The organism is Porphyromonas somerae, assembly GCF_022845615.1.
GTDB classification, from domain to species: Bacteria; Bacteroidota; Bacteroidia; order Bacteroidales; family Porphyromonadaceae; genus Porphyromonas_A; species Porphyromonas_A somerae.
Genome location: NZ_AP025559.1, coordinates 1,534,118 through 1,547,080, shown reverse-complemented (window position 1 = coordinate 1,547,080; position 12,963 = coordinate 1,534,118). Strand labels below are relative to the sequence as shown.

General features: G+C 47.4%; 9 protein-coding genes and 1 pseudogene. 5 read left to right on the top strand and 5 right to left on the bottom strand.

Going from position 1 to position 12,963, the window contains the following annotated elements:
• Positions 1-6: 6 nt before the first annotated feature.
• From MWL85_RS06710 to MWL85_RS06700, 3 genes and pseudogenes are all read right to left on the bottom strand, one after another.
• Positions 7-1,782, bottom strand: a complete 1,776-nt coding sequence (locus MWL85_RS06710; RefSeq protein ID WP_244400149.1) for a fimbrillin family protein — start codon at positions 1,780-1,782, stop codon at positions 7-9.
• 100 nt (positions 1,783-1,882) lie between these two features.
• Positions 1,883-2,584: pseudogene (locus MWL85_RS06705) on the bottom strand (BACON domain-containing protein); the annotation flags it as partial.
• Positions 2,585-2,715: 131 nt separating this feature from the next.
• A complete protein-coding gene (locus MWL85_RS06700; protein WP_244400147.1) occupies positions 2,716-3,612 on the bottom strand; it encodes a fimbrillin family protein in 897 nt (298 codons plus the stop codon).
• 104 nt (positions 3,613-3,716) lie between these two features.
• Here MWL85_RS06700 and MWL85_RS06695 point away from each other — a divergent pair, with 104 nt between their 5' ends.
• Positions 3,717-3,929, top strand: a complete 213-nt coding sequence (locus MWL85_RS06695; RefSeq protein WP_317221515.1) for a hypothetical protein — start codon at positions 3,717-3,719, stop codon at positions 3,927-3,929.
• 514 nt (positions 3,930-4,443) lie between these two features.
• Here MWL85_RS06695 and MWL85_RS06690 read toward each other — a convergent pair.
• On the bottom strand, positions 4,444-5,568 hold the full coding sequence (locus tag MWL85_RS06690) for a TlpA family protein disulfide reductase (RefSeq protein WP_244400146.1): 1,125 nt from the start codon (positions 5,566-5,568) through the stop codon (positions 4,444-4,446).
• A gap of 245 nt (positions 5,569-5,813) precedes the next feature.
• On the opposite strand from MWL85_RS06690, the gene MWL85_RS06685 reads away from it, so the two are divergent.
• The 4 genes from MWL85_RS06685 (at position 5,814) to MWL85_RS06670 (ending at position 10,788) form a co-directional block, all read left to right on the top strand.
• A complete protein-coding gene (locus MWL85_RS06685; protein ID WP_244400145.1) occupies positions 5,814-7,790 on the top strand; it encodes a DUF349 domain-containing protein in 1,977 nt (658 codons plus the stop codon).
• Positions 7,791-8,060: 270 nt separating this feature from the next.
• Positions 8,061-9,128, top strand: coding sequence for a hypothetical protein (locus MWL85_RS06680; RefSeq protein WP_244400144.1), 1,068 nt, complete (start codon positions 8,061-8,063; stop codon positions 9,126-9,128).
• 128 nt (positions 9,129-9,256) lie between these two features.
• The gene (locus tag MWL85_RS06675; RefSeq protein WP_021902581.1) at positions 9,257-9,736 is read left to right on the top strand and encodes a PadR family transcriptional regulator; all 480 of its coding nucleotides are present in this window, start codon (positions 9,257-9,259) and stop codon (positions 9,734-9,736) included.
• A 23-nt stretch (positions 9,737-9,759) separates the two neighbouring features.
• The gene (locus MWL85_RS06670) at positions 9,760-10,788 is read left to right on the top strand and encodes a PspC domain-containing protein (protein ID WP_244400143.1); all 1,029 of its coding nucleotides are present in this window, start codon (positions 9,760-9,762) and stop codon (positions 10,786-10,788) included.
• A 76-nt stretch (positions 10,789-10,864) separates the two neighbouring features.
• On the opposite strand, the gene MWL85_RS06665 is transcribed toward MWL85_RS06670, so the two are convergent.
• On the bottom strand, positions 10,865-12,949 hold the full coding sequence (locus MWL85_RS06665; protein ID WP_244400142.1) for a dipeptidyl-peptidase Dpp5: 2,085 nt from the start codon (positions 12,947-12,949) through the stop codon (positions 10,865-10,867).
• Positions 12,950-12,963 lie beyond the last annotated feature (14 nt).

The window sequence follows — 12,963 nt, the reverse complement described above, 5'->3', positions numbered from 1 at the left end:
TATTATTTACCAGTCACTAGATTTATTCTGACTCTTAATTTCTGTTGCTTCGTTCTCGGGGAGGAAAGGGAAGAACTTAACCCCTAGCTCCTTCTCCAGATCGGCCACGGTGCAAGTATAGTCGTCCCACTTGCTACCACTAGCGAGTCTTACATTTGGCATCTTGACACCAATGGAGACCCACTGACCCTTTTTCTTCTTTAGTAGCACCTTCCACGTGTGAGTGGGGATTGGGCACTTCTTATTGACATCGTCACGTACCATTTCAGCGTTAGGAGCAAGTGTAGGGCCACAAACCACATAGAGGGTATCGGTCTTACGGGCATTCTTAGCAAAAGCATTCTCTTTATTCTCGAGCGTTGCCCAGATACCTGCATTCTGACTTTGCTCTTGTGGCACTACGTTGGTGAAGTAGAAGGTGGTGCGATTGAGCTCTTTGGAAGCGGTACGCTGATTACTTGCCAGCATGTGGCCTCGGCTCATATTGTACTCACGTGGCTGAAAGCTCCTTCTGATTAGTTGCATCTGATACTTTTGTTCTACACCAGGGCCGAAGTCCCAAGGGTCGCCACCCCACTTCTTTCTACTCCATTCCCCAATACAGTCTCTGTACATCGGATAGGCTACCATATAGGGCTGGTAATTATTTTTGCTAAAATAAATAGTATAGTTGCGTCGCTTACCACCAGGAGTCGTTCCCCCTGCAAAGAAGCTGTCGGGAGTATCCTCTTGGTGGATGACACGATCCTCCATATAGCCATTTTGGATCAGTACCTGCTCCATATAGTAGGCCTGATTACCATACCCTTCAGCTGGAGGCGTAGGGGGTTCGGGCTTAGGGTCTTCACCAGGTTGCTCTGGATCCGGCTGAGGATTGGGCTGTGGTTGAGTGCCTCCTTCGCCTTCCCCGATAATCTCAATAGTGGCATCAATGAGCTCCACACCAGTGTCGGTGAGCTTGAAGTTGCGTCGCACACGAATACCTGCCTGTAGCTTCTTCGACTCCATCTCCGTGTAAGTATAGCTCTTGCCCGCCACTTCAAAGGTGTAGGTAAGGCCTTTCAGCTCCTGCCCTGGTAGCAGAATAGCTTGATGTGTTGCCCCTTTAGCTACACTCTTGGCCTTGTGCATCGTTATCTTGCTGGTGGTGGCCCCGAGGTTGGAAAGTTGACCTGTAGTGAGATCAAAAACACCCTCTACCTTCACATCACCCACGCTAATTTGAAGTGCATTGAGGTCGGTAGCCCCATCGCCCATGATAGAGACCTGTAGCTGACTCAAAGCATGGAAAAATTGCAGGTTGGCTTTAGGGTGCAGGTTATTGAGCCCACGTGCATTGTCGCTGTAGAGTAGATCAAGCTTAGAGAGGTCGCTCTGATCTCGTACATTGATTCGCAACTTATGATCCGCACCAACCGGTTGGTAAGGGTAGTAGCTAATGAGGTCAATTCGCTCCCCAGGCATCAGCCGTATCTCCCCTCCCTCGGCGGGAAGAAATTGCCCATCACCATCAGGAGTGGTATAGGGTAGGTTGCTAGCCTTTTGGAAAATAGAGGTGCTACTCAAGCCCTTGCCACTTACTACAGCGTAAAGACCAATTTGGTCGCCTCTCTCCCATGAGGTCTCGGTAGCCCTTAGAGAGTTGATACGACTTTGTACTTCTAGGACAGTGTATTCTTTGGGGCTTTCTTTATCCCCCTTCTTGTCGTCGCAGCTACAACAGCTAAAGATAAGTACCGCTGTAATAGCCAATAATAGTAAGATTGTCTTGTTCCTTGACATCAAAAAGACTCTAATTGTTGTTTAATTCCATTTACGTTCTCTTAAAACGCCTGCCTGCGATATCCCACACAGGCAGCCGTGAAAAATTATAGATCGTTAATTACTCAATCGTGAAGTCATCAAGTAGTAGATCAAAGTCAGCACCCTTACCTACCTTGAGACCGAAGAAATTATCTGTGGTTGAAAGCTCTAAACCTGATATGTTTAGAGTCACCTTTACCCATTCGCCTTGGGTATTGATATCTCCAGTATATTGATTATTAAGAGCAACCTCTAAATTAACATCTGATGTGCCATTAACTGTTCCTAGATTAAATGCCTTGTATTTTCCATCAGAGGTATAGACATTAAGGGAGAGCGATCTTCCGTTAGCTGTTCCTTTGATGTAGAAGGTAATGGTTTTGCCAGATGTAGGGCCTTCAGCTTGAGCTACAGTGGTAAATACGTAGTCGTTTTTTGCAGGAGTGCCATTAATAAGCATTGCTTTACCAGTACGACCACCATCAGCTTGAGTAGCGTAATTCTTTAAACCTTTGCTATTTAGATTGCTTGTGAAAAGATCCCAATTCTCAAAGTCACCACCAGGGAATAGAAGCTTTGGTTGCTCTGGATCTGGTTGAGGAGTCTCTTGCTTTGCGGCTTGTTGCACTGCAAAGGTGAGGTCGTTCATCCCCTCTGCGGTGAGGGTGATGGTGGTCTCGCGCTTCTCGGTGGTCTCATTTGCCTCTACCTTTACGGTGAAAGTTTGATCGGCAGCAGCACGAAGAGTCACGTCGCCACTGAAAGTGATCCAGTCGGCAGCAGGAGTGGCCTTTGCAGATACCTGAGTGCCTGCCTCTAGACCAGCTAGGGTAAAGGTGTAGCTTCCACCCTCTACTGGAGCAGAAAGTGTACCACTAGCGTACTCGCTATTGGTGCTGGTGAGTGTCGCGGTTACTGGTGCAGAAGGCGTAGTCCCCTTTTCGGGTGCTCCGGGACCTCTCCAGTATCTCCCTTATCCTCATTGTCAATGGTGCCAGATACATCATCAACATTATCAGAGCCATTGGATAAGTTGATGGTGTAGAGGTAGTACTTTCCAGCCTCTACTATTTTGTCATTAACCAAGGTTGCCTTGTAGACCTTGCCACCATGCTCAATGGCGATCACCTTTCCCTTGATGCTCTCACCTGGCATTAGATAGGTATAGAACTCCTCGCCTTGTTTCTTGAGGTCAAGATTGGCTTTGACGGTATTGTCTACTGTAAAGTCACCACTCTCAATATTGAGTGACCCCTTAGTGAGCACCTCATTCACCGAAACCTTTGAGACAGGCTCGGTAGGATTAAGGGAATTGGTGGTCACTACCTTAATGCGTAGCTTACCTAGCTTATGTCCAAAGTTGAGGTTGAGCTTAGGATTGGCGTTAGTAACGGTGCCAGTAGCATAGAGTACTGGCTGGTTATTTTGCTTGGTGAGGTCGAACTCTACTGCGGTAGTTGCAGCAGCATCATAAGGGTAGTACGCCTTGATATCGTGTTGCTCAGTGCCATAAGGGATGGAGATAGGAGCCTGAGTAGTAAAGTCGGTGCTAGCTCCAGCCTTTGTAGCTGTGTAGAGTACATTAGAGGCAGTTAGAGAGGTGGAGAATATTCCGATCTGCTCATTGCCATCCCAGTGGTTGGTCTTTTGGTCGTTCTGAGTGGTCACACGGTTCTGCGCGATGGATGAGCTCAGTTCGAGTGTGGTCTCTCCGCCATTGAGTTCGCCTCTGCTTTCATTGTTGCAGGAAGTAAATGATAGAGCAAGCCCTATCAGTGCTAATGGTAGCAGTGTAATGGTCTTCTTCATGTCACTTAATTATCTCATTTTGTTAGTTGTTTTTCTATTAATACCCAAATATACTAATTCTTCTCCAAACAAAGGTATTCTTTGCCTGTGACTTTCCGAATAAGGTGCCATTAAGATTGCCTATCAGGCGAGTTTATTTCATAGGTCTTTCCCATGGAATCGTTCCCTTTATCATTACTGACGAACTCAAGATGTACTACTACCGTGGTTTGGAGCATTGGGAGCAGACGCCGGGTTACCTTATCGATATCTATCTTACAGCACAAGACCAGTATAAAGCGCTACTTACCTATTTCCGAATCAAGTGGGTTGAGTGATCAGTGGTGTGCAATAGGAAAGCCTTGCCGTAGGGCATTCATAGGTGTGTCTATTTAACACGGACCTCGGCAGAGGTCCTTTCTCGTAGACAACTCGCTAAAGATCATACGATAAGCCTTCCTAATGCGTAACCCCCTGGTTGAGTGATTGTTTTCATTATCTTTTTCTGTACCTTTTCACCTTTATTTTGTGGCTTTTGGACTCCTCGGAAGAGGTCCTTGTTTATTAGCGTTTGCCGAGTTGCAACAAAGCAATCGGTTAGTTGCAACTAAGCAAATGACGAGATGCAACTAACCGATTGCTTAATTGCAACTAAACTTTAGCTTTCATAACCCTCTGATTACTAGTAGAGTATAAAAGTGCTTTTTCTCTTGTTTCTGCAATAGTCTCAAGAAAGGATTTGCCTGATCTATCCGACCTGTCGGGCTCATCCGCTGGTTCACCTTTCGGATATAAAAAAGGGTGCAGGCTACCTAGGTAGTCTGCACCCTTATATGATCGGTTGTTATCGGCTTACTTAGAAAGCTCTTCTAGCTTAGCCTTAACCTCGTCTATGTCGTGACCACGAAGGAGTACCTCGCCCTCTGGAGAGAAGAGGATAAAGGTAGGTACGCCACTTACGCCATAGAGCTCTACGCCCTTGCTTTGAGCATCTTGCATGGTTGCCCAAGTGATTTTGTGGGTCTTTACCACCTCTGCATAGGCAGCGCCATCATTATCTCTTTCCCATACAGCGATGCTAACAGAAGAGAGGATCTTGCTATACTGCTTCTCAACCTCTGCTAGAGTAGGCATTGACCTCTTGCATGGGCCACACCAAGAAGCAAAGAAGTCGAGAAGGAAGTACTTACCCTCCTCACGGAACTCGCTTAGCATCTTGCTTTCGCCAGCAGGGTTAACGATCTCGTAGTCTACAAACTTACCACCTACACTAGTGCTAACGGCAGCCTTAGCCATGTTGTAGCGAGCTTGTAGGTCCTTGTCGTTTTTGATCATGCTTCCTGCAGCATCAAAGTGCTCAACATACTCTGCATCGTCGTACTGACCAGCAAGGTATGAGAAGGCTGTGTAGTCTAGAATGGTATTGCCCCCGTCGGTATAGTACTTCTCGCTGATAGCTCTATACTCCTTGAAGAAGTCTGATTGGAGCTGGTTGATCTCGTTGATAAGCTCCTCAGAGGGCTCCTCACCTTCTGGTACTGTAGCCATCTTGGCATTAATGAGGTCGGTGTACTTCTTATTGACTGCTGCCACTTCGTCATTGAGAGCCTGAACCTTTACGAAGCTACTGGTTTCTTTGCCCCCACGAACTAAATTAGTGTTGCCGGCCTCGTCGGTTTGTTGTGTCAGAGTATACTCACCCTCTTCGCAAGAAAAAGCGATTGGGGTCTCCCCTACCATTATAGTCCTTGCTACAGTGTCATCAGCTGGAGTGGTGTAGACGAAGCCACCATTTTGGATTAGTACAGAGTCTATCACCTCATTGTTGATATCATAGACCTTAGCATAAGTCCCATTGATCCCCTCAGGAAGTCCAGTAGCTGTTAGCTTAAACTCCTTTTGGTTGGGTTGGCATGCGATAGCAAGCAGTGCCATAGCACTTGCTAATACGCCTAGTTTTAGTGAAATTCTTTTCATGATAAATAATTCATTGTTTAATGACTATTACTTCTATCACGCAAAGGTATATAAATAAACCAATATAGTGTACGTTTGTGGGTTTATTTTACACTTGTTGGGGCGGTAATCGGTCCAAAATTGTGCAGATGTCTGCTTTTTTTGGTATCTTTAGCCACTTTTATAAGTGAGGGGAGGTGCAGTACATATTTGTATCTACTAGCGAGTAACTAGTGGTTGAACTTTTTTTAGAAAGGATTAAGATTATGGAGCAAGAGAATACTCTTTTGACGCCTAGTGAGGAGAAGAATAATGTGACCCCAACAGAGGTGACACAGACTGATGGTGCTGAAGCTACGAAGGAGCAGCCTACGGAGAGCGAAGAGCTTGAGAAGGTGGATACTTCGGCATTTTCGGTTGCCGAATTATTGGATCATCTGTCTGAAATGATCAATAAGGAGCAGCTGCCAGAGCTCCAGGAGATGAAGCGTCTAAAGCGAATGATCAACCACCAAGAGCCTGTCGCTAATGACGAGGAGGAGCTTGATGAAAAGGAAGAGACTGGCGAAGAAACCCCTGAAGCATCGGCCGACTCCAAGGATGAGTTATTGACAAGGTTCATCAATCTTAAGACCAGGTTCCACGAGCTACAGGCTAAAAAAGAGGAGGAGGAGAAGGCCGAAAGACGCCTCAATTATGATAAGAAGCTAGAGCTGATTAAGCGCCTTGAGGCCAATCTTGAGTCTACTGACGACTTCTTTAAGGTGCGTAATGAATTTGAGAATATCCGTAATGAGTGGAAGAATATAGGTCATGTACCTGAAAATCTACGCTCTGATCTGCTCAATCAATACTCTACTCTGCTGGAGAAGCACTATGAGATTAATAAACTCAATAAGGAGGCGCAGGAGTACGACTTCAAGCACAATCGTGTGGAGAAGGAGGGCTTCATCGCTAAAGCACGTGCTCTCGCAGATGAGCCTGATATCGTGAAGGCCTTCAGAGAGCTCCAGACGCTCCACGATATGTGGAAGGAGACGGGGCCTGTGGCGCCAGAGTTTAGAGATATTATGTGGAAGGACTTTAAGGATGCCTCCACAGTGATCAATAAGCGTCATGATGATTACTTCAAAGAGCTCAGGGAGAAGGAGGAGCAGAACTGTGCTCATAAGATGGAGATTATCGAGAAGCTTGAAAATCTCTTAGTAACCCTTCCAACTACTCGTAGAGGATGGAGAGAGTATGAAGACCAAATGGAGGCGATCCGTAAGGAGTGGAAGTCGGCTGGTCGTGTACCACGGGCTAAGCTCAATGAGGTAAATATGCGTTTCCGTGTGGCGGTAGATGAGTTTTATCTACAGCGTAGGACGTTCCTTCGCGAACTGAGCGAGGAGATTACTCCTAAGCTGGAGCGTATGCGCGAGATCGTCGCTGAAGCCGATGCCCTTAAGGAGAGCACCGATTGGCAATCAACTGCCGATAAGCTGAAAGCCCTGCAAAAGGAGTGGACGGTGATCTCTAAGCTGGGTACCCGTGTAGGGGAGGCTCAGAAGCTTTGGAGGCAGTTCCGCAAGGCGTGTGATACTTTCTTTGAGGCAAAGAAGGTCAATCATAAGCACTTCTCTCGTGAAGAGAACCTGGAGAGGAAGCTGGAGATCGCTGATAAGATAGAGGCTCTGGAGGCTAAGAAGCTGGGGGACCCGACTGCCGAACTAGCTGAGATTGAGGCTGAGTGGGCATCGGTAGGCCCTGTGCCTGATGATCAAAAGAGCGAGGTGCTCAATAGATATTATGGCGCTCTAAGACGTCTGAAGGGGATGGACGATAACCGTCGCGGCCCTCGTAGGAGAAACGATAACCAGCGTGACAACAATCGCCGTGATCGGAGACCACGCAAGGTGGATATGAAGAAGGATCTTACCGAGCTATCGAGCAATGAGCTAAAGGATGAGCGGAGTATGATCAATGGCAATATCTCTGCACTTGAGGAGGAGCTACGCCAGTATGAGAATAATATTGGTTTTTTCAATGCTTCGCCGGATAATCCTATGGTGATGCAGATACAGAAGAAGATTGATGCTCTTCGCGAGAAGATTGAGTCGCTGGAGGGGCGTAAGCGTGAGGTGGCTGAGGAGATCAAAAATCCTACCGCTAAGGAGGAGGAAACTCCAAAGACAGAAGAGCCAGCTGAGCCTACTGAGCCTGCTGAGACAACTGAATCTAGTGAGACTACTGAGGCTTAAGCCTTATTAAATGATGGAAGGAGCCATACTTTTAACGGTGTGGCTCCTTTTTAATGAGACTGTTGCACGAAGGCGATCTGCTGCGTTGCTTTCGGAATTCGGCCTCGGTCACGTACGTGAGTACGCTCCCTTCGGTCCGGATGGGCCTTGGTGCCCTACGTGCACCTTGCCCTCATCCTCAGGCCTTGCATCTCATCCTTCGTGCAAAGTCTCAGCACATTTGATTTAAATGTGCGAGAATGGCACTTCGTGCAACATTCTCTTAATGGTATGGTAGTACACTTCTTTAATCCTGGTTACGAAGCCTCTATTCTTAGAGGTGTAGAGCATTATACCCCGCCTAAAATGGTGCGTAGGCTGAGGGAGGACCTACAGACGCTTCCTATCTACTATGCAGGAGATGAAGATAAGGTCTTGGTCACAAGGAGGTTGCCAGAGGAGTTGCGGCACTCTCGGCTGACGGCGCATCTGCCTGTGGGGGCGGAGTTGAAGCCGTGGGGGTGGGGACCTGAATTGCGTGGGCTTTTTCCATCTATTGAATTGCCGTATAGCTCTGCTGAGATGGCTTACTTCGCCAGTAGGGAAAGAGGGGTGGAGCTTTGGCATAAAGTCTATGAGGCATCGCCAAAGAGTTTTCGAGATGCTCCCCCTCGTAAGGTGGTGCCACCGCTGACGTTATCCCGAGGTCGGTGGGTACTTAAGGAGGACTTTACCAGTTCGGGTCGTGGCATTGAGATGCTAGATAGTAGCAACGTGGATATCGCTGAAGTGTTGCTGGCTATGTGGGTTCAGACCCCAAGCAGATCACTATTTATTGAGCCCTATTATGAGATTGCCTATGAATTGGGCTTTGAATACCAGCGGAAGAATGGAGCGGTAGCATATTTAGGTTATCATCGAGCCATCACCCACAAAGCACAGTACATAGGGAGCTATCTAGGTGAAGCGTCATTGGGAGTAGATATTGATGCCTACGCAGAATGGGTACGCCAATCCTTGCAAGAAATGGAGCTCTACGATTATGAAGGAGTCATCGGGGTGGATACTGCCCTTTATCATTGGGCTGATGGTTCACTGCATTTCGTTCCTTGCTTGGAGGTGAATATTCGCCCAACGATGGGCTTTGTAGCTCTATCTCTAACCCAAAGGTATCTCGGTAATAGGGGTGGACGCTTTGTGATTGCGAGGCGTGATGATCCTATTATTCGGAGGTTGACTGATTCTAAACCGCTCTACCTCTATAACGATTCCACATTGGTAGAAGGTGTTTATTTGCTTACTCCTATCCTTGATAATACCTACTTTGTAGCTATCTTGGAGGTAGGACTGAAGCATTAAAAACTCCTTGCAACATTCTTTTTATAGGCATATTTATACCAAAGAAGAGTATATATTCGGTTGTTTGTTTTGCAAACTACCGAATTCTTTGTATCTTGCAAGCGAAAAGGAAATGTATTCACTATTAGATGAAGTATAAGATGCAAGAGTCGTTGGAAAAAACTAAGTCGCAGATGCGCAAGGGGGTAATGGAGTATGCCATTCTCTTGATATTACGTCATCGGGAGGCCTATAGCGTAGATCTCATCAATATCCTTAAGGAGAATGACCTGATCGTGGTGGAGGGCACTATCTACCCTCTACTCACTAGGCTCCGTAAGGAGGGACTGATCAAGTACACGTGGGTGGAAAGCTCGCAAGGGCCTCCTCGTAAGTATTACGTCATCACGGATGCCGGTAGGGCCTACCTAGATGAATTACGAAAGCTATGGGTATCGATGAGAGATTCTGTAGACCTGCTAGATAACGAGACACCCTCTTGGGGTACTGGCACCTCACGAACTGGTTTGGAGTTTGCCGAAGGGGAGTATGTTATCTCCACTCGTGATGATGACCGCTTTATCCAAAAAGAGGATGAAGAGGCTGTGAATGATCAAGAAGAGAAGTAATACACACCACACACATTACCAATATGAAAAAGACAATAAGCGTCAATCTAGCCAATCGCAATTTCTATGTAGAGGAGGATGCCTACTATGTGCTAGACCAGTATATCAAGGGGATCCGCGAATATTATCTTGCCGATGACCCGGAAGGGGAGATCGTTGGGGATTTTGAGATGAGGCTCGGGGAGTTATTTGCCGAAAAAATGAGACTGGGGCACGAAGTAGTGACCCTCGACCTAGCGAAAGAGGTGATTTCTCAGCTGGGGAGAATTGAGGATTTAGAGGCTCCGGAAGGAGGAGAAGAAGAGCCATCAGTGCAATCACCTTCGGGAGAGTCTTCACAGCCAGAGACTTCTGAAGCTTCGGCGAAAAAGGAGGAAACCTTTGCCGAGAAGCTCAATAAGAAGCTTTACCGCGACCCCAAGCATAAGTGGTTGGGCGGTATCATCGCAGGACTATCTGTGCACCTTGGTGTGGATGTGGCACTTCTCAGACTAGTGGCTGTTCTACTCCTCTTTACACCACTCAATTGGATCTTTGTGGTGCTTTATATTGTGGGGTGGATGGTGCTCCCTGAAGCCACTGAGGCAACCGACCGACTGCGTATGGAGGGTAAGCCACTCACTAGCCAAAACCTTTGGCAGACGATTTCAAGTGAAACACCAGGCGTCCAAACGGATGAAACTTCTGTGGAGCCAGAGACGGAAGTAAAGGAGAAGCGTCGGAATAATATCCTTTGGTGGATAGTGGCCTTCTTCCTAGTCCTATTTATTGTGGGAGCTTTGATTTGGGGGATTGTGGCTATAGGTGAGGGCACATTTTTCCCTGGTCTTCCCTTTGGTGACAGTAGTTCCACCGTGTGGGTGGTAGGGCTGTCCATTTTACTTGCTATTTTTGGGTTGCTTTTGGCTTTGATGATACTAGCAGGGATTATTACGCTGGTTTATATCTGGCCGTTTAGCATCATCTTACGCTCCAAGTCGCTCAATACGGGCACCAAGATAGTGATTATAGCACTTTGGATTATCCTCACCACATTCTGGATTTGGTTATAGTTTTGTAAGTTCTCAATAAGAAAGGCGGGCTACATGAGTGATCATATAGCCCGCCTTCATTATATATGCGTTGCGATTACTTCTTCAAGTAGCGATCCATCCAATCAAACCAAGTACGGTAGAATAGAATGCCATTTTGTGGCTGAAGGATCCAGTGGCTCTCATCGGGGTAGTAAAGGATGCGAGCTGGGATACCTCTCAGCTTAGCAGCATCAAACGCCATAAACCCTTGTGAAGAGAGGATGCGGTAGTCTCTATCACCGTGAGTAACGAGGATTGGGGTATCCCACTTATCCACAAAGCGGTGTGGAGAATTGGCATAGGTATGGCGAGTTGTGGCATTGTCTTCCCAGTAGGCACCACCCATATCCCAATCGGCAAAGAACTTCTCCTCCGTCTCAAGGTACTGAGCATCGAAATTAAAGATACCAGCGTGGGCAGCTAAAGCCTTGAAACGACCCTCGTGGTGGCCTGCCATCCAGTAAGTAGTGTAACCACCATAGCTAGCACCCGTACATCCTAAGTGGTCGGCATCTACATAAGGCTCCTTTGCCACCTCATCAATAGCGGCTAGTAGATCCTTCATATTCTGTCCGCCCCAGTCGCCCGAGATCTGCTCATTCCACTCCTTGCCAAAACCAGGCACACCACGGCGGTTAGGTGCCACCATAATATAGCCGTGAGAGGCAAAGGTGCGGAGATTCCAGCGATAGCTCCAGAATTGGCTCACCGTGCTCTGTGGCCCCCCTTGACAATAAAGTATCGCAGGGTATTTCTTATTAGCATCAAAATGAGGAGGAAGAACCACCCACGTGAGCATCTTCTTGCCATCGGTAGTGGTGATCCACCGCTTCTGTATCTCAATATTTGGGATCGTAGCAAGGAGAGCATCATTCTCAGTGCTCAGCTTCTCCATCGTTGCCTTCGCTCTCCTACGCTTTGATGCCTGGAAAGCATAGATGTCGGTGGGGTGCTTCATCGATTGCAAGGTGTAGAGGAAATCCTTGCTATTACCAGCAAAGCCCACTACATCGGCCATGTCGTAGTCAGTGATTTTGGTTGCCTTGAGACTCTTAATATCTATCTCAAATAGATTGCCTAGCCCTTGGTCATTGGAGAGGAAACGGAAGCCCTTATCCCCCTCTAGCCACTCAAACTGATCTACCCAAAGCTCATAATCACGGGTTACAAAGGTCTTTTCCTTCGTATCAAGATTCATCATGAAAAGACGGTTGAGGTCTGCCTCATACCCGTCACGCTCCATGCTAGTCCAAGCAATATACTTACCGTCCGACGAAAACTTTGGCGTATCATCGTAGCCCATCATTCCCTCGGTGAGGTTAGTGGTGGTGCCGGTCGTTAAGTCGAGCAGATAAATATCAGTATTGGTAGAGCGCGCATACGCCAACCCCTTCAGCTTCTTGCAGCTATAGGCAATCGCCTTCGAATTAGGGTGCCAAGCCAGCTGATCAATCCCACCAAAAGGCTCTATAGGTAGCTCATAGCTCTCCCCCTCAGGAAGTACATTCGTGAGCTTTTGGGAGATCGCAAGCCCTTCACCCACCTCTGCAATGTACGATTGTGGGTACTCAAGGGTCCAGTGATCCCAATGCTTGTACATTAAGTCGTCGTAGATCCGTCCCGTTGCCTTATCGAGGTCGGGATTCTCTTGCCGCATAATGCTAGGCGTTTCTACCATTCGGCTGATGATCACCTTAGAGCGATCAGGCGCAAAAAGGAAACCTGTGACATCAAAGTCAAAGTCCGAAAGCGCCTTCTTCCCAGTGCCATCAATCTTGATGATACCCACCTGTGCGTGCGCCCCCTCCGTAGAGATATAGGCTAGGGTCTCATTGTCCAAGAAAATAGGCGAGTGCCCCTTGAGCGGAAGCACCTTTTGCTCTCCCCCTTTGCCCAAAGTCGATAGCACCATCTCAGTGGTACTGCTATTCTCCTTTACATTTGGAAGGGTTCGTGTGTACACATAGCACTTGCCATCGGGCGAAAGCACCGGCGTTGATAGTCGCCACATTTGCATCAGCACCTCGGGTGTAAATTCAGTAGGCTGTGTGTCGCCTACGGGTGCTGCTGTGGAGTGAAGTATTGGCATACTACTCATGAGTAAAGCTGTAGAAACAGCGGTTAAAATGTTCTTTCTCATCGTATAAAAAATGA